This window comes from Candidatus Symbiopectobacterium sp. 'North America' (genome assembly GCF_015762685.1).
In the GTDB taxonomy this organism is placed as follows: Bacteria; Pseudomonadota; Gammaproteobacteria; order Enterobacterales; family Enterobacteriaceae; genus Symbiopectobacterium.
The window spans coordinates 1-20,624 of sequence record NZ_PEHF01000008.1; the positions used below are offsets into that span (position 1 = coordinate 1).

The window sequence follows — 20,624 nt, forward strand, 5'->3', positions numbered from 1 at the left end:
CTCTCCTGAAAGAAAAACACCCTGTCAGCGTACCGCTACAGGGTGGGGGTGACCATCTCATTAGCCCCTTCAACGAGGGGCTTTTTTTAAACGATCGGTGATTGCCGGAAAAGAGGCTGCGCGCTGACGAAAAAAGGGGTCAGCAGCGTGATAAATACAGCATGTGGTGATGCAAGCGCACATGGTTCCTCCTGGCAAATTGTGGCGCATTATACGCGCGCGATTTGCTATTTCAAGCGCTAATTTATGCGCAATAATCGCATTTTTAGGTATTGGCAATCGGTTGCTTAGAGAAAACCTTACGCGTTCAGCCAATGAAAATAAAGGGGATAGGTAGCACTTTTGCCACTGTAGACTAGCGGGAATGCCTATGGCGGAGTATAAAGTTCGCTAAAACGACGTTTTACTTTTCACGAGAGGACTTACTATGATCACCGGGAATATCCACCAGCTTGAATTGGTTCCTTATCTGCCTGCCAAACAGCGCGAAGCGATCGAGTACGTAAAAGCCAACATTACGGTCGATACTCCGCTGGGCAAGCACGATGTCGATGGCAACAACGTGTTTGTGCTGGTTTCCAATGACAGCACTGAAGCGTTTGAACAACGTCGCGCCGAATACCATGCCAAATATCTGGATATTCAGATTGTGCTCAACGGCGTTGAAGGTATGACCTTCAGTAATCTGCCTGCGGGTACGCCTGACACGGACTGGTTGGCGGATAAAGACATCGCATTTTTGTCTGCCGGTGAGCAGGAAAAAACTTTTTTCATGCAAAATTTTGATTTTGTTGTCTTATTCCCGAGCGAAGTGCACAAGCCGCTGTGTGCCGTGGGTGAACCTGTACGCGTGCGCAAAGCCGTCGTGAAGATCGACGCTTCACTGGTGCTGTAATCTTGCTACCGCGCGCGACGCCGAAGACGTTCGGTGCCGCGCACGGCGCGCCATCGGGATAATTGATCTCCCTTCATATATTTATATATAATCACCTACACAGATATTAATATCGTCCCGTTCAGCGATGCAGCGGTTTGTGCTTATCGCGTAATGATGGGGAGCGCGGTTGTGCTGCCTCCTCGCTGACAGTTGATGATGGCCTCGCCGTGACTGCGCGCGCCCTAAGGAAGGAGTTAACATGGTTACGATACTGGATGTGGCGAAAAAGGCGGGCGTCTCTAAAGCGACGGTATCTCGCGTACTTAACGGCAAAAACGTGGTACGTGAAGATATGCGGCAGCGCGTGTTTCGCGCCATCGATGAAACCGGATTCAGTCCAAACCTGCTTGCCCACCAGTTAGCCACCCGCAAAACCAACTCGATTGGTTTGGTGATCACCAACTCTCTGTATCAGGGACCGTTTTTTTCGGAAATGACCTATCAGGCAGCGTCATGCAGTGAAAAGCATCAGCGCCAGTTGATTCTGGCGGATGGCAAAAACAGTGCGCAGGATGAGCGCAATGCCATCGGTATGTTGCTGGCACTGCGTTGCGAAGCCATTATTGTGTATCCCAAATTCTTATCGGCAGAGGAGTTGGAAACGCTGATCGAGCAGCACGAGACGCCGATCATCGTGATTAACCGTAAGCTACCCCATCACCAGAATCACGCGGTCTATATCGAGCACTACCATAGCAGTCAGCTGATGACTCAATATCTGCTCGATCAGGGGCATACGCGCATCGCTTTTATTGCCGGGCTGCCTGGACCCCCTTCTGGTGAACAGCGGCTTGCCGGATTCCTTGATACGCTGAAAGCGGCGGGTATCGCACATGATGAGGCGCTACGTCTGGAGGGGGACTGGACGCCGGAGAGCGGCTATCGCGCCGCCCAAACGCTGCTGGCGCGCAATGTGGACGTCACCTGTGTGCTAGCGGCCAATGACGATATGGCGATTGGTGCAGCGAAGGTGTTTTTCGATGCCGGAAAGCGGGTGCCGCAAGATATGTCGTTGGCGGGGTTCGATGACATGCTGATTGGGTGCTACTTTTCTCCCGCCTTAACCACGGTGCATGTGCCGATTGTTGCCATGATTCAGGATGCGATTGGTCGCCTGGTGGCGGCGTCACAAGGCGATGCCATGCCGACACCGCCTTGCCATCATCAAGGTCGCTTGGTTATCCGAGAGTCCGTCGCCAGGCGCTGAGCATGGCGCACAGCGCGGCCCTTATTCCTGGCCGAGCGTGGCGACCATCACCGCTTTGATGGTGTGCATGCGGTTTTCTGCCTGATCGAATACAATGCTGTGCGCTGACTCAAACACCTCGTCGGTCACTTCCATGCCGCCGTGCAAACCGTACTGCTCGGCCATCTGCTTGCCGGTGGTGGTTTGATCGTCATGGAACGCGGGCAGGCAGTGCAGGAATTTCACCTGCGGGTTGCCGGTGGCGGCGAGCATCGCCATATTAACCTGATAGGGTTTTAGCAGCGCAATCCACTCCTGCCACACCTCTTTGGCCTCTCCCATGGAAACCCATACATCGGTGTAGATGAAATCCGCACCGGCCACGCCTGCGGAGATATCTTCTGTCAGCGTGATTTTTCCGCCAGTCAGCTCGGCAGCTGCTCGGCATTCGGCCACCAGGTTGGCATCAGGCCAGCAGGCTTTGGGGGCGACCAGACGCAGATCCAAACCGGTCAACGCAGCGGCTTCCAGCATGGTATTACCCATGTTGTTGCGCGCATCGCCTGCGTAGACCAGTGTCATGTCGTTGAAAGCGCGCTCAGGCAGATGCTCCTGCATGGTCAGTAAGTCCGCCAGCAGCTGTGTGGGGTGGAATTCGTTGGTCAGCTCATTCCACACCGGTACACTAGCGTACTCCGCCAGCATTTCCACCAGCGCCTGACCGTAACCACGGTATTGGATGCCATCATAAATTCTGCCCAGTACGCGGGCGGTATCCTTCATCGACTCTTTATGGCCGATCTGGCTACCGCTCGGGCCGAGATACGTGACGCGTGCTCCCTGATCGTATGCAGCAACTTCGAAAGAGCAACGAGTGTGGGTCGAATCTTTTTCGAAGATGAGTGCGATATTTTTATTTTGCAGGTAGCGTTTTTCTGTGCCGTTTTTTTTGTCGGCTTTCAGTTGGGCAGATAAGCTTAACAGTGCGCCGATCTCAGCCGGGGTAAAATCCATTAATCTTAAGAAGTGACGCTGGTGAAACGAGTTCATTGCAGTTATCTCCATGTGGCTCAACGCTGTTGGTTGAATTAAAATTCACTTTATATGTGTAATTATTCAATTTCAAGGGGTGGCATCAAACTTTATGGTGGAGAGGGCGTCGGGGGTGTGGGAGAATACGGCAATAACGTAGAGATTAACGGGGGACAGACACATGGCAAACCGCGATTTACTGGACGAACAACGGGAAGAAACGCGCCTAATCATCGAAGAACTGCTGGATGATGGTAGCGATCCGGACGCACTGTACACGATCGAACACCACTTTTCGGCGGAAAACTTCGACGCGTTGGAAAAGGTCGCTGTTGATGCCTTTAAAATGGGCTATGAAGTGACGGATGCGGAAGAGTTGGAAGTGGAAGAGGGCAAACTGCTGATGTGCTGCGATGCCATCAGCGAAGTGGCACTCAATGCTGAGCTGATTGATGAGCAGGTCGAGCAGTTAATCGAACTAGCTGCACGCCACAACGTCAATTACGACGGGTGGGGCACTTACTTCGAAGATCCAGATGGTGAAGACGGTGAAGACGACGATTTTTATGATGAGGACGATGACGGCAAACGTCATTAATGCCTCAGGGCATCATCGGCATGCCGAAGTGACCTTCGGCATGCTGTTTTAGAGTTGTTTGAGCATAGTGACTTCACAGTCTCCGTGGCCGGTGTTGCCCATCGCGTGCGAAATGTGTTCAAACCCCAGTTTGCGATACAGAGCAATCGCCTGCGTCAATGTGCTGGTGGTTTCCAGATAGCAGCGCCGGAATACTTTCTGGCGGGCAAAATCGAGCGCTTGCAGCGCCAGTTGGCGCGCCAACCCTTTACCACGCAAGACCGGCAAAAAGTACATCTTTTGCAGTTCACACACGTCCGCTTCCCCCTCCTGCAAGGGAGCGATACCGCCGCCACCGACCACTTCGCCGTCGTATCCAATGACCCAATAAGCGCTATTCGGCTGATTATAAAACTGAAAGAGGTTATCCAGGTTGGGGTCAGAAACGGTATATCCCTTATCTGCCGTCAGGCCAAATTCCGCAGACACACGGCGGATCACTGCCGCAATGGCAGCATTGTCCTGTGCGGTAATGGGGCACATCAGCAAAGAAAGGGAAAGGGCGATAGTCATGGTGCTTACTCTTACTGATAGGGGCTAATTACATTTTCTTACGCTGTAATAGCATTGAACGGGGTTTTTGTGCAATACCGGATTAACAGGCGTTGGCCACGCGCAGCCTCACAACGATTCAATCCCTTATGTTGATTTTTTGTCCGCTTATTTTTTCTTGTCTAATGGATTAGGCACAGTTATCGTACGGATATGGCCGTTTTGCACGTTATTTAATCATAACATGATGATTATTGCTCGATTCTGTAGGATGCGCCAGAAATTTACCTTATGACAATATATTATTGTTATTTAATGGTTAGTCTGCAATCTATGTTGTGGTGTGACCTGGGACACATTATTATTGAAATCCATTTACCCTTATGGATGACGAGTAGTATGGCCCATCGCATGTTGTCAGGTTGGATTAGCCTGTTTTTACTGTTTTTATCTCATCTCGCTTACGCACAACCCTTGCAGCCTCAGGAAGGCGACTGGCGGCCTGCCGAGTTCCGTTTTCATACCGGTGAAACGCGTAACGACCTCCGTCTGCACTATTACATGTTGGGTGACCGCAATAAGCCTGCGGTGCTGTTGCTGCACTGCACCAACCAGCCGGTGAGCGCACTGCTGGCGGACGGATTTGGCGGTGAGCTGTTTGGGCCGGGCCAACCGCTGGATGTGACGAAACACTTTATTATCATTCCCGAAAGTATCGGATCGGGAAAATCCTCCAAACCTTCTGACGGTTTGCGCACGCAATTTCCGCAATATAACTACGATGATATGGTGCTGGCACAATATCGACTGGTGACGGAAGCGTTGGGTATCAAACATTTGCGTCTGGTTATGGGCTACTCCATGGGGGGAATGCATACCTGGCTGTGGGGGCAAAAATACCCGGGCATGATGGATGCGCTGGTGCCGATGGTATCACAACCCAATGCGCTGTCAGGTCGTAACTGGATGCTGCGCCGCATGTTGATCGAATCCATCAAACGCGATCCGGCCTGGAAAAACGGTGATTATCAGACTCAGCCACCGGCATTGCAGACCGCCAATATCATGTTCAGTATCGCCACAACGGGCGGCACCCTAGCTTACCAGAGTAAAGCACCAACGCGTGAGCTGGCGGATAAGATGGTGGATGCGCGATTGGCGGCTCCTGTGACCAGTGATGCCAATGACTTCATCTATATCTGGAATTCCTCTGCGGATTACAACGCGATGCCCGGTTTGGAACGCATCAAGGCACCGATGCTGGTCATCAACTCTGCGGATGATGAACGTAATCCGTTGGAAATTGGCTCGCTGGAACCGGCGTTGAAGAAGGTCAAACAGGCATCACTGTTCTTGATTCCGGCTAGTACAGAAACCATTGGCCACGCAACCATGATGTCCGCCCGTTTCTATCGCACTGCGCTGGGTGAATTCCTGGCGAAAGCTCCTTTCCATAAATAACTGCGGTTTTTCTTCCGGGCAGGCGCCTCAACGCTGAAGCGCTTGCCTGGCTTGCTCTTGATGAACAATCACTAGGGACGATGTATGTTTCGTAAGATAAAGATCCGCACGACGCTCAGCATCATGGTCTTATCGTTGACAGCGCTGTTGCTGTTTGTCGGAATGCTGGGGCTGTTTGCTGCCCAATCAGGGAACCACCCCTTCGCCAGAGTGGATAAAGAGGTGTTGCCCGGCCTGGTCGCATTGAATGAAAGTTCGGAATTACTGCTGCACGCGCGTCTCGATCTGCGCTTGTATGAATCGCTGATGAGCAACGGTTCGCAGGATGCGGCAACGGTGGCATTAAAACGCGCCAAAGGGAAAATCGACGGTGCCAATGAAAAATGGCAGGAGTATTTGACCTATCCGCAGGCGGAGCAAGAAAAAGCGATTTCCGCCGAGATTGCCAGCAAGCGTGAAACCTTGATGACCACCTTTATCACCCCGGCGCTTGCCGTGCTGGAAGCGGGAAATCTGGATGAATATCGCCAGCGCGTGGGTAAATCCACCACACTCTATGCCGATTTTGATGCCGCTTCCAAGAAACTGGTGCAGTTTAAGCGTCAGAACATCGACGATGCCTACATCGCCTCCAACGCCAGCATTAACCGTATGGAGATTATGCTGACGGTAGCGATTACGCTGGCGCTGGTATTGGCGCTGGTATTGGCGCTGCTCTCCTGGCTGGTGATGACGCAACTGGTCGTCAAACCATTGAATCAGGCCATTGGCGTATTCGATCGCATTGCACAAGGCGATCTGCGAGCTCGTTTTGAAATGCAGGGCAAAAATGAGATCGCGCAGCTGTTTGGTGCCGCGCAGCGTATGCGTGACGGGTTAGAGAATATGGTGCGCGTGGTGCGTAACGGTACTGACGCGATCGGGATTGGCGTGGGCGAAATTGCGTCCGGCAATATCGATCTCTCCAGTCGCACAGAGCAGCAGGCGGCATCGCTGGATGAAACGGCATCGAGCATGGAGCAGATCCTCTCGACAGTCAGCAACAACGAAGATAACACGCGCAAGGCAAACGATTTGGCGCAGAAGGCCTCGGCCTCGGCGGCGCGTGGCGGCGGTGTGGTTTCCGAAGTGGTGGATACCATGCGTACTATTCAGCGCAGTTCCGCCAAGATCTCCGATATTGTTGGGGTTATCGACGGCATTGCATTCCAAACCAACCTGCTGGCGCTTAATGCCGCAGTAGAAGCCGCACGCGCCGGAGAGCAGGGCAAAGGGTTCGCGGTGGTAGCTACCGAAGTGCGCACTCTGGCGCAGCGCAGCGCCACGGCAGCCAAGGAAATTGGCTCAATGATTGATAACTCGCTGACTAACATTCAGCAAGGCGCTGGCCTGGTGGAAGTGGCTCGAAAAACCATGAGCGAAGTGCTTGATGACGTCAGGAAAGTGGCGGACATCATGGATGAAATCATGATGGCATCCGGTGAGCAGAGCCGGGGGATTTCGCAAATCAATATCGCCATTAATCAAATGGATGGTGTGACGCAGCAGAACGCCGGGCTGGTAGCCGAAGTGGCAACCGCGGCAGGATCGTTGCAGGAACAGGTTTCTCACTTGCAGCATGCTATCGCCAGTTTTCAGCTGGATGATGGGCATGTATCCGAGAATGGGCTGCTCCCAGCGGTATCGCCTGTGGCACTGGTGGGCGTGCGTTAATCGGTAAACCATACAGGCTCCTTATTGGCGGAGCCTGTTTTTAATCAATATAAAATATTTACCCTGCTAACTAAATAACCCTATTAGACGCATGCATTTTCCCGCGCGATAATATTGTCTCTTTTCCGGATTTATCAAATTTATCGCAGTGCATAATTCATCTTTATATCGATGCATTTATCAAATGCAAAAAAAGTTTATTTTTTCTATTTTGCGTGTTCAAATCAGATGCTTTTATTATATCGCATCAATAAACTTGACTTATTTTAATTTTTTTGGATTTTTCCACTTCTTTTAGGATGAAAGTGTTATGAGTGACAATATCTCGCAAGGGAACGGCAAACATGCCGTGGTTTTTCATAGGAAATCGGGAGAATATTTTTTAATCTGGCTGGTCAATGCGCTATTAACCACCATCACCCTGAGTATTTATTTTGCCTGGGCAACGGTACGCACCCGTCGTTATTTTTATGGTAATACCGAGATTAATGGCGATCGTTTTGATTATCACGCCGAGCCCATCCAGATCCTGAAAGGGCGCATCATCGTGATTGGTGCGCTGGTACTGCTGTATATTTTGCTGTTGTTTGTACCTTTGGTCGGGTTGGCGGTATTGATGGTGTTTACCGCGCTGCTGCCGATGCTGATTATTCGGAACTGGCGCTATAACGCCATTATGACCAGTTATCGCGGCGTGCGTTTTAACTATTTGGGCAGCGTAAAACGTGGCTATTGGACGTTTTTGGCGGTTCCGTTATTAATGGTAGCGTTGCTGGTGCTGTTAATGACCACTGTCGGCAGTTTTTCTTCCTTTATCAGCAATGCGACCCCGCTAATTGTGGCTGCACTGCTTTACATCCCCGCGTTGATTGCGCTGGGTGGCGTGATGAAGTATATGATTGCCGATCTTTATGTGAATAACCTGAGGTTTGGCACCGCGGCCTTTAATGCAGCAATCAGTAAAGCGGCATTTATTAAAATTGCTTTTTGCAGCCTGCTGGCTTTTCTTCCCTTCCTGATATGGACGCTGTGGTTTTCAGGGGCTGTACTGCTTTCAATCATGGAATATGTACAAACGGGTGGACATATCACGCATCGCGTGCACTACACGTCACCCTATGAAGACATCTTCAAACTGATCGCGGCGTATGTGTCGTTGATTATTGGCGGTTTGGTTGCCAAGTGCTATATCGTGGTGGCGGAACGCAACTATATCTTTGGTAATACCACGCTCAGTGACAACGTGCAGGTGCACTCTAACGTGAAATTGGGCGCTTACCTGATGCTATTATTCACCAATACACTGATTACACTATTTTCTTTGGGGCTAGCCGCACCGGTAGCACAGGTGCGCTACGCGCGCTTTATGGCGAATGCCACGCAAGTGAGCGGTGACATTTCTCTGCTGAACGTGCAGGCGCACGGTGATACCGCGCGTTCGGCGGTGGCGGAAGAGGCTATCAGCGCGCTGGATCTTAACGTGGGCATCTAAGGCGACCTGATGATTATCGAGGGATACTATCAGTATCCGGGGCGTGCCGCTTGGCGAGCTGGATGCCTCATTGGTACTGGCACGCCACGACGCGTCTTCACAGGCGTTTATGCTAGCGCACGTTGAGGTCTCGCAAGCGTTAGGGTCAATACCGCTGACGTTGACCTTCCCTGATGGCGGGCGCTTTCGTCCTGCTGATGATGCCGTGTTTCGTGCCTGGGTTGCGCAGCATAAGTCTCCTGGCCTGGTGTATCGGCTGGAGAAGTACAAACGGGGCGCGCTGTTTGCCCTGCTGGCGACGGTGTTGGTGGCGCTGAGCTATGTGTATGTGGTGCTACCCTGGCTGAGTGCCAAAGTTGCGTTGCATATCCCCACTGCTGTAGAGCAGCAGCTCGGTGAGCATACGCTTGCTTTGCTGGAGCGAACCGAGCTAGCGCCGTCAACCCTTCCTGAAGCGCGGCAGCAAGAGTTGCAGCGCTTGTTTGAGCAGGCGCAACCGCCGGAAATGCGTCAGGCGCGCACCCCGCAGCGCCTGCGCCTGATGAGTGCACCGGACATTGGCCCAAATGCGTTTATGCTGGCAGATGGCACGCTGATCGTCAGCGATGAGCTGGTTAAGCTGTCGCGCCACGATGATGGTCTGGTTGCTGTAATGCTGCATGAAATGGCGCACCATGCTTACCGTCACCCAATGCGCATGCTGGTGCGTTCCTCATTGGTATCATTGACGTTTATGTGGATCACCGGTGATGTCAGCGGCGTGGGGGATACCCTGCTACAGTCCGCAGCCTTCGTGAATGAGCTGCAATTCTCTCGTGACATGGAGCGTGAAGCCGATGCGTGGGCGATAGCGGAAATGCAGCGGCAGGGGCGTTCGCTTCAGGCGATGCAGGACGCCTATCAGCAATTGATGGCGGCATCAGAAAAAGAGCACCACCTTGGGCGCGTTATGCCGGATTGGCTCAGCACGCATCCCGAAATGCAACAGCGTCTTGATGCCATCAAGGCACAAGACCCCTCTGTCATCCTCGGCGAAAGCCGAGGATCTCTGTGAGAATAAACGTGTTTCTTCTTCAAGGGATTCCCGCCTGCGCGGGAATGACGGTGGGAGCAGCTGATAACAACGACACTTTACCCCCCCTCTGTCATCCTCGGCGAAAGCCTGGGATCTCTGTGAGAATAAACGCGTTTCTTCTGCAAAGGATTCCCGCATTCGCGGGAATGACGGTGGGAACTGGGCCGTTTGTCAGCAACCTCAAGCCCGGACTTGGTGGTCCGGGCTTTTTATTCGCACAAGATACTTATGGATTACAGTGCGGCAATGGTGGCCTGCTGTTCCAACAGTTTGGCTTTCGCTATCGCATAGCCGTCACGTTTTTCACGCTCTTTGGCAATAACCGCCTCCGGTGCGCGTGCAACAAAGCCTTCATTGGAGAGCTTGCTGTCGATGCGGTTGATTTCCGCTTCAACCTTGGCAACTTCCTTGGCTAAACGCTCCAACTCTGCGTCTTTGTCGACCAGATCCAGCATCGAGATCAGCAACTCCGCGCCGTCCAGCAGGGAAGTGACCGCCACTGGGCCTTTTTCACCGGCAGGCAGCAGTTGAACGCTTGCCAGACGCGCCAGGGTTTGGATAAAGCTGCGGTTCGCTTCCACACGACGTTGCGTTTCCGGCGTTGCATCACGCAACAGCACATCGAGCGGTTTGCCCGGCGCGATGTTCATCTCGGCGCGAATATTACGCACGGCGGTGATCGCCTGCTTGATCCATTCCAGATCGGCCAGCGCCTGCGCATCTTCTGCGGCGGCATCATAGGTCGGGAACGGTTGCAGCATGATGGTATCGCCGGTAACACCTTTCAGTACTTTGACCTGCTGCCAGATGGTTTCGGTAATGAACGGAATGATCGGGTGCGCCAGACGCAGCAGCGATTCCAACACGGTAACCAGCGTGTTGCGCGTACCGCGCAGCTCCGCCTCGCTGCCGCTGTTCATCACCGGTTTAGCCAGCTCCAGATACCAGTCGCAGAACTGGTTCCAGGTGAACTCATACAGAATACCGGCGGCAATATCGAAGCGGTAACCGTCCAGCGCATCGCGGAAGGCTTTCACTGTGCGGTTGAATTCTGCCAGAATCCAGCGATCGGCCAGTGACAGCACTTTCTCACCGCCGTTAAAACCGCAATCTTGCCCTTCGGTATTCATCAGCACAAAACGGCTGGCGTTCCACAGCTTGTTACAGAAGTTGCGGTAACCTTCCAGACGCTTCATGTCCCAGTTGATATCACGACCGGTCGATGCCAGTGCCGCCAGCGTGAAACGCAGAGCATCCGTACCGTGTGGTTCAATACCGTTAGGGAACTGTTTCTCGGTGCGTTTACGGATTTTCTCCGCCAACTGCGGTTGCATCATGTTGCCGGTGCGTTTCTCCAGCAGTTCAGGCAACGAGATACCGTCCACCATGTCCAGCGGGTCGATCACGTTCCCTTTGGACTTGGACATCTTCTGTCCTTCGTCATCGCGGATAAGCCCGGTCATGTAGACGGTGTGGAACGGCACCTGCGGCTTGCCTTCGTCATCTTTCACGAAGTGCATGGTCAACATGATCATGCGCGCAATCCAGAAGAAGATGATGTCGAAGCCGCTCACCATCACGCTGCTCGGATGGAACGCTTTCAGCTCCGGCGTCTGTTCCGGCCAGCCGAGGGTGGAGAAGGTCCACAGCCCGGAGGAGAACCAGGTGTCCAGCACGTCTTCGTCCTGGCGCAATTCAACCGTGTCGGCGAGCTGATAGTCGCGGCGCACTTCCGCTTCATCACGGCCTACGTAAACCTTGCCGCTGTTGTCGTACCATGCAGGAATACGGTGGCCCCACCACAATTGGCGCGAGATACACCAGTCCTGAATATCACGCATCCAGCTAAAATACATGTTCTCGTACTGCTTCGGCACAAACTGGATACGGCCATCCTCCACCGCTTCTACTGCCGGTTTCGCCAGTACACCAGCGCGCACGTACCACTGGTCGGTCAGCATCGGTTCGATGACCACGCCGCCACGATCGCCGTAGGGCACGGTCAGATCGTGCGGTTTGATCTCATCGAGCAAGCCCAACTCATCGAGCTTGGCAACCACCGCTTTACGAGCGGCAAAACGCTCGACGCCGCGCAGGAAATCAGGAATGTCGTTGCTGTATACCGTGCTGGCTTCGCCGTTGGTATCAAACACTTCAGTATCCTGGCGGATGTCGCCATCGAACGTCAGGATGTTGATCATCGGCAACTGATGACGTTTACCGACTTCATAGTCGTTAAAATCGTGCGCCGGGGTGATCTTCACGCAGCCGGTGCCTTTTTCCATGTCGGCGTGTTCATCAGCGACGATCGGAATACGACGATTCACCAGCGGCAGGATCAGGAACTTGCCGATTAGATCTTTGTAACGTGGATCTTCCGGGTTGACCGCAACACCGGTATCCCCCAGCACGGTTTCCGGACGCGTGGTGGCGACTACCAGATAGTCTTTACCATCAGCGGTTTTTGCGCCATCGGCCAGCGGGTAGCGCAGATGCCACATGGAGCCTTTGCTCTCGCGGTTTTCCACTTCCAGATCGGAGATGGCGGTGCGCAGTTTCGGGTCCCAGTTCACCAGGCGCTTGCCACGGTAGATCAGGTCTTCTTTATACAGACGAACGAATACCTCTTTCACCGCCTTGGACAGGCCTTCATCCATGGTGAAGCGCTCGCGCTCCCAGTCCACTGAGTTGCCCAGACGACGCATTTGGCGGGTGATGGTGCCGCCAGACTCTGCTTTCCATTGCCAGATTTTTTCGATAAAGGCATCGCGACCATAATCGTGGCGCGTTTTGCCCTCTTCGGCGGCGATTTTACGCTCAACCACCATCTGCGTGGCGATGCCCGCGTGGTCAGAACCCTCCTGCCACAACGTGTTTTTCCCTTGCATACGCTGATAGCGAATCAGGGTATCCATAATGGTTTGCTGGAACGCATGGCCCATATGCAAGCTGCCGGTGACGTTCGGCGGCGGGATCATGATGCTGAAGCTTTCCTGGCTCGTGTCACCGTTTGGCTTAAAGTAGCCTTGCTGTTCCCAGCGCTCATAGAGCGGCTGTTCGATATCTTTCGGGTTATATTTGGTATCCATTATGTCTACTATTCAGTGCGTTGGCGGCGTCGCCGTAGTCAATTGAAAGCCGACGCTGCGATACGCTTTGTAGCGATCGCGCGCCAACGGTTTCAGGGATTCTTCATGAGGGACAAAGTCTATCACTTCATGGAAAGCGGTGGCAAAATCTACGAACTGCGGCAGGAGGCTGATCAGCACATCGCGTGAAGTGCTGCCCCGGCGCTGAGGCCATGCCAGCTCGACGGGCGCGCCCTGTCGCGGGCCTTCGCCAGCAAGGTTATGCGGCACAAAGGCGCTGGCGTCGCGCTGCCACAGCGCATCGTCCAGTCGCAACGCTTGCTGCTCGTCTTCACAGGCGATGAGCACTCGTTGCCCGCTGCGCCAACGTTCCGCTGCCAGCTCGCAGGCCAGCTCCTCACAGGCGCTAAGCCCATCGACATCGTCACTGTGTTCGAGAAGGTAGAACGTTGCGTTTTTCATTGTTTACTGTAGGTGAGGGGGCGGTATAAACCGGCCCTGGGTTGCTGACAATGTCTGTTCTCTGAGCCATTCCTACAAACTTATTCTCATTCTCGCGAACTTACCGTCATTCCCGCGTAGGCGGGAATCCCTCACAGAAGAAACACGTGCTTCCTGTAAGAGGTCCCCGGCTTTTGCCGAGGACGACAGAGAACGGCCTCTTTTTATTCTACGTCATTTAACCCGGCGCGATTAAGCAGGAACTGCGACAACATGGCCACCGGACGGCCCGTTGCCCCTTTGGCCTTGCCGGAACGCCAGGCTGTGCCCGCGATATCCAGATGCGCCCAATTGTATTTGCGAGTAAAGCGCGACAGGAAGCACGCGGCGGTAATGGCACCGCCCGGACGCCCGCCGATGTTCGCCATATCGGCGAAGTTCGACTCCAACTGCTCCTGAAACTCATCGCCCATCGGCAAGCGCCAGGCGCGGTCGCCCGCTTGCTCTGATGCTCCGAGCAGCTCGTGCGCCAGCGGGTTATGGTTCGACATCAACCCGGTAAGGTGATGACCAAGCGCGATCACACAGGCACCAGTCAGGGTGGCGATATCAATCACCAGCTCCGGCTCGTAGCGTTCCACATAGGTCAGCGCATCGCACAGCACCAAACGGCCTTCGGCATCGGTATTCAGCACTTCAACTGTTTGACCCGACATGGTGGTTAACACATCACCTGGACGATAGGCGCGGCCATCAACCATGTTTTCACAGCCGGCCAACACCCCGACAATATTCAGCGGCAGCGCCAGCTCGGCGGCCATGCGCATCACGCCGTATACCGTCGCGGCACCGCACATGTCGTATTTCATTTCATCCATGCTGTCGGCGGGCTTGATCGAGATACCACCGGAGTCAAAGGTCAGGCCTTTGCCAACCAGCACGATAGGGCGATTTTCCGGATTCGGGTCGCCTTTGTACTCAATCACCGACATCAGCGATTCATTTTGCGAGCCTTGTCCAACAGCCAGATAGGCGTTCATGCCCAGCTCTTTCATCTGCTGTTCGCCAATCACACGCGTCACGATGTTCGGGCTGTAGGTGTCCGCCAGTTGACGTGCCTGCAAGGCCAGATAGCCCGCGTTACAGATATTAGGCGGCATGTTGCCGAGATCTTTCGCGGCCTTGATACCTGCGGCAATGGCGAGTCCGTGCTGGATGGCACGCTCGCCGCTGGTGAGTTCACGGCGCGTTGGCACATTGAACACCAATTTGCGCAACGGACGGCGCAGTTCGACCTTGTTGCTTTTCAACTGATCGAAGGTGTAGAGCGTCTCTTTTGCTGTCTCCACCGCCTGACGCACTTTCCAGTAGGTGTTGCGTCCTTTGACATGCAACTCGGTCAGGAAGCAAACGGCTTCCATTGAGCCGGTGTCATTCAGCGCATTGATGGTTTTTTGGATGACTTGCTTATATTGACGCTCATCCAGTTCACGCTCTTTCCCGCAGCCAATCAGCAGAATACGTTCTGACAGAATGTTCGGCACGTAGTGCAACAGCAGGGATTGCCCCACTTTGCCTTCCAACTCGCCGCGGCGCAGGAGTGCGCTGATATAACCGCCGCTGATTTTGTCCAATTGTTCGGCAATAGGGGACAGGCGGCGAGGCTCAAACACGCCGACGACAATGCAGGCACTGCGTTGTTTTTCCGGGCTACCGCTTTTTACACTGAACTCCATGTACTCTCCTGAATCTTAAAGACAAAGACGGGGCCAATGGCTAGAATGTGACACTCCGTAATACTTTCCCGCCGTTACACTTACCTAACCTGTGTTAATCTTAACGGCGCGGCGAATCTGTTTTGGTGATGATAAGCAGGTTCTGATACAACGCCAGACGCGCGGTATTCTGTAATGCATCATAGCGACAAAGGTTGCCACAAATGCGTATAAATGGCGAGTTAGCGATGAAATTATCGACTTTCCTGCAAAAAGACAAGTTTTCAAAGGTTTAATCAAGCGTGATCATCATTCGATATCTGGTACGGGAAACCTTTAAGAGCCAACTGGCCATCCTGTTTATTCTGTTACTGATCTTCTTTTGTCAGAAGCTGGTGCGGATATTGGGTGCGGCGGTTGATGGTGAAATCCCGACAAATTTAGTGCTCTCCCTGCTAGGGCTGGGTGTGCCTGAAATGGCGCAGCTCATTCTGCCCTTGAGCCTGTTTTTAGGGCTGCTGATGACGTTCAGCCGCATGTATACCGAGAGCGAAATCACCGTAATGTATGCCTGTGGACTGGGCAAAACGGTGCTGCTCAAAGCCGCCTTTATTCTGGCGGTGATGACTGGCGCGATGGCGATGATCAATGCGCTGTGGGTCAGTCCGTGGTCTTCGCGCCATCAGGATATCGTGATGGCAGAAGCCAAGGCCAACCCGAGCGTCGCGGCTCTGGTGGAAGGGCAGTTTCAATCGGCGCAGGGCGGCAATGCCGTGCTGTTTGTCGGCGATGTCAAAGGGCAGGAATTTGAGCATGTGTTTCTGGCTCAGTTGCGCCCGAGCGGCAATGCGCGTCCTTCGGTGGTGATTGCCGACCGTGGGCGTGTGGACGTTGACCAAAACGGTGCACAGGTGGTGACGCTCAACAAGGGCTCTCGCTACGAAGGCACGGCGATGTTGAGGGATTTCCGTATCACGGATTTCACCAACTATCAGGCAGTTATCGGGCACCAGAATGTGTCGCTCCAGAACACCGGCGTAGAACAGATGACGATGAGCCAACTGTGGCAGTCGGATGAGAACGCCGCGCGTGCCGAGTTTCATTGGCGCATTACGCTGGTGCTTTCGGTGCTGATCATGGCGATTATTGTGGTGCCGCTTAGTGCGGTAAACCCACGCCAAGGGCGCGTGCTGAGCATGTTGCCCGCGATGCTGCTTTATCTGATTTTCTTCCTGTTGCAAAGTTCACTGCGTTCCAATGCCAGCAAGGGGAAAATTGACCCGATGGTGTGGATCTGGCTGACCAATCTGGCCTATATCGGGATTGCGTTGCTGCTTAATGTCTGGGACAGCGTGCCACTGCGCCGGTTACGCGCGCGGGTGAAAGTACAAGGAGCAGCCTAATTTTTGGGGTACTGGATCGCTATATCGGCAAAACTATCTTTAATACCATCATAATGACGTTGTTCATGCTGGTTTCTCTCTCGGGCATCATCAAGTTTGTCGATCAGTTGCGCAAAGTAGGGCGTGGCGACTATAACGCACTGGGCGCGGGCCTCTATACCCTGCTGAGCGTGCCAAAGGATATTGAAATCTTTTTCCCGATGTCGGCGCTGCTCGGTGCGCTGCTGGGGCTGGGGACGCTGGCGACACGCAGCGAACTGGTGGTCATGCAGGCCTCTGGTTTTACCCGCTTACAGATTGTCGGCGCGGTGATGAAAACCGCTATCCCGTTGGTGTTGCTTACCATGGCGATTGGCGAATGGATTTCACCTGCAGGTGAACAGATGGCGCGCAACTACCGCTCGCAGATGATGTACGGAGGCTCGATGCTTTCGACCCAGAACGGGCTGTGGGCGAAAGACGGCAACGATTTTATCTATATTGAACGCGTGGTGGGGGATAAAGAGCTGGCGGGCGTGAATATCTACCAGCTTGACCCGGAACAAAAACTGCTCTCTGTGCGCTACTCCGCCTCAGCAGAATTTGATGACGATGCCAAGCTGTGGCAACTCTCTCAGGTTGATGAATCTAACCTACGCGATGGCAAACAGATTTCCGGCAGCCAGACCATCAGCGGAGAGTGGAAAACCACCCTGACGCCGGACAAACTCGGCGTGGTGGCGCTGGACCCGGATGCGCTCTCAATTCGCGGCCTGTACGACTACATCAACTACCTGAAACAGAGCGGGCAGGAAGCGGGCCGTTACAAGCTGAACATGTGGAACAAGACGTTCGCCCCGCTTTCGGTGGCGGTGATGATGCTGATGGCGCTCTCTTTTATCTTTGGGCCACTGCGCAATGTGCCTGCGGGCGTGCGTATCGTCACCGGTATCAGCTTTGGCTTCCTGTTTTACGTGCTGGACAAGGTATTTGGTCAGCTCAGCCTGGTGTATGGCCTACCACCGGTGCTGGGCGCGCTGGTGCCGAGTCTGCTGTTTATGGTTATCAGCCTGCTGTTGCTGTTAAAACGACGCTGAGTGCATCCGGCACGTCACTGCGTGCCGGGAAAATGCGCAAAAAAGTGTGCTGGCGCTGTTTTTTTCAGCATTCAACGCGCCAGAGTGCGGAATAGTGTTGTGTCATCAATCTCAAACGGTATAATGCACCTCGTTTTCCGCATACTACTTCAGTGCCGAAGTGGCGAAATCGGTAGACGCAGTTGATTCAAAATCAACCGTTGAAAGACGTGCCGGTTCGAGCCCGGCCTTCGGCACCATCGGAACATCAATAGACGTAAACGGACGTCTTTTTTTGTCCCTGAAATCCAGTATCCGCAAGGCTTTCCTCGCTTTTTCACTCAACCTAAGTCAACCTGATTCAATCTACATCAACTTACTGATGCGGGTACAACTGCGGTTATATCACGGTTCGATAATGTTTGTACCCACACAGAACCCTTGAAAGGATACTCATCATGGCTCTGAGTGATGTGAAGGTTCGTTCAGCAAAGCCTGAAGCAAAAGCCTATAAGCTGACTGACGGAGAAGGCATGGTTTTGCTGGTTCACCCTAACGGCTCAAAATACTAGCGGCTTCGTTATCGTTTCGGCGGCAAAGAGAAAATGTTGGCGCTGGGGAAATACCCTGAAGTTTCGCTGGCAGATGCCAGGGCTCGTCGCGATGAAGCCCGTAAGCTGTTAGCTAATGGCGTCGATCCCAGTGAGAACAAGAAAGCCGTTAAGGTAGAACAAGAGCAAGAAGCGATAACGTTTGAAGTGGTCGCCCGAGACTGGCATGCCAGCAATCAGAAGTGGTCGGCATCGCATAGCGCTCGTGTATTGAAAAGCCTGGAGGATAATCTCTTTGCTGCCATCGGTAATCGGAATATTGCTGAGCTTAAGACGCTAGATCTGCTTGTACCCATCAAAGCAGTGGAATCAACCGGGCGACTCGAAGTCGCCGCTCGTTTACAGCAGCGCACTACTGCCATTATGCGCTTTGCTGTGCAGAGTGGTTTAATCGACTACAACCCTGCGCAAGAGATTGCCGGTGCGGTTGCCACAGCAAAAAGGCAGCACCGTGCGGCACTGGAGCTTAACCGCATACCTGAATTACTTCATCGCATTGATCACTACTCCGGTAGGCCGTTAACTCGACTGGCTGTCGAACTCACCTTGTTGGTTTTCATCCGTTCAAGCGAGCTGCGATTTGCCCGTTGGTCAGAAGTGGATTTTGAAATGGCCATGTGGACGATTCCTGGAGAGCGTGAACCATTGGAAGGTGTTAAACATTCGCAGCGTGGCTCGAAGATGAAGACTCCGCATCTTGTTCCCTTGTCGCGACAAGCTCTCTCCATCTTGGAAAAGATTAAAAGCATGAGTGGGAATCGAGAGCTGATTTTTGTAGGCGATCACGATCCGCGTAAGCCGATGAGTGAGAATACGGTGAACAAGGCTCTGAGAGTAATGGGCTATGACACGAAAACGGAAGTATGCGGGCATGGATTCAGGACGATGGCGTGTAGTTCACTGATTGAGTCAGGATTGTGGTCGAGGGATGCGGTAGAGCGACAGATGAGTCATCAGGAGCGTAGCTCTGTTCGGGCGGCTTATATCCATAAGGCGGAGCATCTTGGAGAACGTAGGCTGATGCTGCAGTGGTGGGCTGATTATCTTGATGCAAACAGGAAGAAGGTGGTTAGTCCGTTTGAGTTTGGGTAAGTAAACAAATAATTTGTTATAATGATTTCTTCAAACAAATTACAACAGTCGGGTACTAATCCCAGCCTGTTACTATAAGTCTATACCATAACCCCCACTCAATTAGGATCAGCTGAAGAGCATCACTGATACCATTACATTTTAGATAATGGAAGTTTATTAATTTAACATGCTGCGGAAATGATGGGATAGTGATATACCCTTCCCATCATTTGATATTGAAAGCTAAACTTCCAAGATAAATATGATATTAAATTTCATATATAGCTTGAGTGGCTGCCACGTATGACTCCCATGCAGGTAATAATTCTAGTGCATTGCGAGTCTTTTTTCTGCGAGTAATCAAGTGAACACTAGGAGAGAGCATGGGGGATATGTCAGCTTTCATGTGGCGATTAGCCCACTGATTCATCAAATCCCTCGCCGAGCGAACAACGTCGAGATGTTTAGCTGAGGTTTGGTCAAAAGAAGGTGTCCGGTCGAAAGCCAACTTGTGTATGTGTCGTTCCCCAAAGGCTCCTCTAGGTTGATGGGACATAATTACATTCATTACCGCAGGACTATTAATTAGTGCAGTAATGTATATCGCCTCATCTTCACTTTTGGCTACACCCCAATAGAGCGTTTGGTCTATTATCGTTTTAGTGCAGGGAATCTGCTCTCCGCGGGCGTAAGCGGCGCATGGCCATTTACCTCCAGCAGACCCGAATACAATCCAGTCTTCTGAGCTCCAACTCTGGGTAGTTAATTTCTTGCGGTCAGTATCGATTCGTAAAAAGAAATCTTCAATATTTTCCTCGGTAGCCGCCAACATGGCTTTGATTGCTGAGGTAGTAGAGGCTCCTAGAGCTGCAATATTTGATCCAGTACGAGCGAGCCATTTATCGTTACTACGCTGGAATGGTAATAAGGCCTTCGAACCCACTGATAGTTCCCAAGGGGCTAAATGTTTTGAAAGAAGCACATCATATATCACTTCATCGTTCACCTCACAGGCGCTTAAAGAAAAATCCTTAAGAATTTTACCCTAAGAACGCAAAAAATATAGCGATGAACCAGGTCGGATGGGACCAAGATTCCATGACATTCCATTTTTTTGCTATCATGAAAAATAATTCCGCGGGGCATTATGTAAGCACACCGGTTTTAGTTCCACGCACTTTTTGAGATTTCCGGGTTTTCAGCCATCAGCC

Annotated in this window: 14 protein-coding genes, 1 tRNA gene and 2 pseudogenes; 11 read left to right on the forward strand and 6 right to left on the reverse strand. The window is 52.7% G+C overall.

What is annotated here, in order from left to right; all coding sequences use genetic code 11:
- The first annotated feature begins 427 nt into the window (after positions 1 to 427).
- Positions 428 to 895, forward strand: a complete 468-nt coding sequence (locus CS369_RS01735; RefSeq protein WP_196905753.1) for a YhcH/YjgK/YiaL family protein — start codon at positions 428 to 430, stop codon at positions 893 to 895.
- A gap of 241 nt (positions 896 to 1,136) precedes the next feature.
- Positions 1,137 to 2,144, forward strand: coding sequence for a LacI family DNA-binding transcriptional regulator (locus CS369_RS01740; RefSeq protein WP_196905754.1), 1,008 nt, complete (start codon positions 1,137 to 1,139; stop codon positions 2,142 to 2,144).
- A gap of 21 nt (positions 2,145 to 2,165) precedes the next feature.
- On the opposite strand, the gene argF is transcribed toward CS369_RS01740, so the two are convergent.
- Entirely contained in the window at positions 2,166 to 3,173 is a 1,008-nt protein-coding gene (gene argF / locus CS369_RS01745) for an ornithine carbamoyltransferase (RefSeq protein ID WP_196905755.1), read from the reverse strand.
- Positions 3,174 to 3,336: 163 nt separating this feature from the next.
- On the opposite strand from argF, the gene rraB reads away from it, so the two are divergent.
- Positions 3,337 to 3,753 (forward strand): ribonuclease E inhibitor RraB, encoded by a 417-nt coding sequence (gene rraB / locus CS369_RS01750; protein WP_196905756.1) that lies wholly within the window; start codon positions 3,337 to 3,339, stop codon positions 3,751 to 3,753.
- Positions 3,754 to 3,801: 48 nt separating this feature from the next.
- Here rraB and CS369_RS01755 read toward each other — a convergent pair whose 3' ends face one another.
- Positions 3,802 to 4,305 carry a GNAT family N-acetyltransferase gene (locus CS369_RS01755; protein ID WP_196905757.1) on the reverse strand — a complete coding sequence of 168 codons (504 nt, stop codon included), beginning with the start codon at positions 4,303 to 4,305 and terminating at the stop codon, positions 3,802 to 3,804.
- A 378-nt stretch (positions 4,306 to 4,683) separates the two neighbouring features.
- Here CS369_RS01755 and CS369_RS01760 point away from each other — a divergent pair, with 378 nt between their 5' ends.
- The 4 genes and pseudogenes from CS369_RS01760 to CS369_RS01775 all read left to right on the forward strand — a co-directional run bounded on the left by CS369_RS01760 (position 4,684) and on the right by CS369_RS01775 (position 10,004).
- Positions 4,684 to 5,745: an alpha/beta fold hydrolase gene (locus CS369_RS01760; protein ID WP_196905758.1), complete on the forward strand. Its 1,062-nt coding sequence runs from the start codon at positions 4,684 to 4,686 to the stop codon at positions 5,743 to 5,745.
- Positions 5,746 to 5,829: 84 nt separating this feature from the next.
- A complete protein-coding gene (locus tag CS369_RS01765; RefSeq protein ID WP_196905759.1) occupies positions 5,830 to 7,458 on the forward strand; it encodes a methyl-accepting chemotaxis protein in 1,629 nt (542 codons plus the stop codon).
- Positions 7,459 to 7,768: 310 nt separating this feature from the next.
- Entirely contained in the window at positions 7,769 to 8,950 is a 1,182-nt protein-coding gene (locus CS369_RS01770; RefSeq protein ID WP_196905760.1) for a YjgN family protein, read from the forward strand.
- A 9-nt stretch (positions 8,951 to 8,959) separates the two neighbouring features.
- Positions 8,960 to 10,004, forward strand: a pseudogene (locus tag CS369_RS01775) (M48 family metallopeptidase).
- Positions 10,005 to 10,258: 254 nt separating this feature from the next.
- Here CS369_RS01775 and CS369_RS01780 read toward each other — a convergent pair.
- From CS369_RS01780 to pepA, 3 genes are all read right to left on the reverse strand, one after another.
- Positions 10,259 to 13,114, reverse strand: a complete 2,856-nt coding sequence (locus tag CS369_RS01780; protein WP_196905761.1) for a valine--tRNA ligase — start codon at positions 13,112 to 13,114, stop codon at positions 10,259 to 10,261.
- 12 nt (positions 13,115 to 13,126) lie between these two features.
- Positions 13,127 to 13,576 (reverse strand): DNA polymerase III subunit chi, encoded by a 450-nt coding sequence (locus CS369_RS01785; RefSeq protein ID WP_196905762.1) that lies wholly within the window; start codon positions 13,574 to 13,576, stop codon positions 13,127 to 13,129.
- A gap of 203 nt (positions 13,577 to 13,779) precedes the next feature.
- Entirely contained in the window at positions 13,780 to 15,291 is a 1,512-nt protein-coding gene (gene pepA, locus CS369_RS01790) for a leucyl aminopeptidase (RefSeq protein WP_196905763.1), read from the reverse strand.
- A gap of 281 nt (positions 15,292 to 15,572) precedes the next feature.
- Between pepA and lptF the strand changes: the two genes are divergently transcribed.
- The 4 genes and pseudogenes from lptF (at position 15,573) to CS369_RS01810 (ending at position 19,431) form a co-directional block, all read left to right on the forward strand.
- Complete coding sequence (gene lptF / locus CS369_RS01795) at positions 15,573 to 16,673, forward strand: LPS export ABC transporter permease LptF (protein ID WP_196905764.1); 1,101 nt, start codon at positions 15,573 to 15,575, stop codon at positions 16,671 to 16,673.
- The gene (gene lptG, locus CS369_RS01800; RefSeq protein WP_196905766.1) at positions 16,673 to 17,749 is read left to right on the forward strand and encodes an LPS export ABC transporter permease LptG; all 1,077 of its coding nucleotides are present in this window, start codon (positions 16,673 to 16,675) and stop codon (positions 17,747 to 17,749) included. The genes lptF and lptG overlap by 1 nt, the downstream gene beginning before the upstream one ends.
- A gap of 154 nt (positions 17,750 to 17,903) precedes the next feature.
- Positions 17,904 to 17,988: transfer RNA gene (locus CS369_RS01805), tRNA-Leu, on the forward strand.
- A 198-nt stretch (positions 17,989 to 18,186) separates the two neighbouring features.
- Positions 18,187 to 19,431, forward strand: a pseudogene (locus CS369_RS01810) (tyrosine-type recombinase/integrase).
- A gap of 250 nt (positions 19,432 to 19,681) precedes the next feature.
- On the opposite strand, the gene CS369_RS01815 reads toward CS369_RS01810, so the two are convergent.
- On the reverse strand, positions 19,682 to 20,419 hold the full coding sequence (locus tag CS369_RS01815) for a hypothetical protein (protein WP_196905765.1): 738 nt from the start codon (positions 20,417 to 20,419) through the stop codon (positions 19,682 to 19,684).
- Between the last annotated feature and the right edge of the window lie 205 nt (positions 20,420 to 20,624).

Excerpts from the sequence above, each read along its gene's own strand:
- CS369_RS01735 (WP_196905753.1), top strand. The coding sequence starts at position 428 with ATGATCACCGGGAATATCCACCAGCTTGAATTGGTTCCTTATCTGCCT.
- pepA (WP_196905763.1), bottom strand. The coding sequence starts at position 15,291 with ATGGAGTTCAGTGTAAAAAGCGGTAGCCCGGAAAAACAACGCAGTGCC.
- CS369_RS01755 (WP_196905757.1), bottom strand. The coding sequence starts at position 4,305 with ATGACTATCGCCCTTTCCCTTTCTTTGCTGATGTGCCCCATTACCGCA.
- CS369_RS01780 (WP_196905761.1), bottom strand. The coding sequence starts at position 13,114 with ATGGATACCAAATATAACCCGAAAGATATCGAACAGCCGCTCTATGAG.
- CS369_RS01785 (WP_196905762.1), bottom strand. The coding sequence starts at position 13,576 with ATGAAAAACGCAACGTTCTACCTTCTCGAACACAGTGACGATGTCGAT.
- CS369_RS01770 (WP_196905760.1), top strand. The coding sequence starts at position 7,769 with ATGAGTGACAATATCTCGCAAGGGAACGGCAAACATGCCGTGGTTTTT.
- argF (WP_196905755.1), bottom strand. The coding sequence starts at position 3,173 with ATGAACTCGTTTCACCAGCGTCACTTCTTAAGATTAATGGATTTTACC.
- rraB (WP_196905756.1), top strand. The coding sequence starts at position 3,337 with ATGGCAAACCGCGATTTACTGGACGAACAACGGGAAGAAACGCGCCTA.
- CS369_RS01760 (WP_196905758.1), top strand. The coding sequence starts at position 4,684 with ATGGCCCATCGCATGTTGTCAGGTTGGATTAGCCTGTTTTTACTGTTT.
- CS369_RS01740 (WP_196905754.1), top strand. The coding sequence starts at position 1,137 with ATGGTTACGATACTGGATGTGGCGAAAAAGGCGGGCGTCTCTAAAGCG.
- CS369_RS01765 (WP_196905759.1), top strand. The coding sequence starts at position 5,830 with ATGTTTCGTAAGATAAAGATCCGCACGACGCTCAGCATCATGGTCTTA.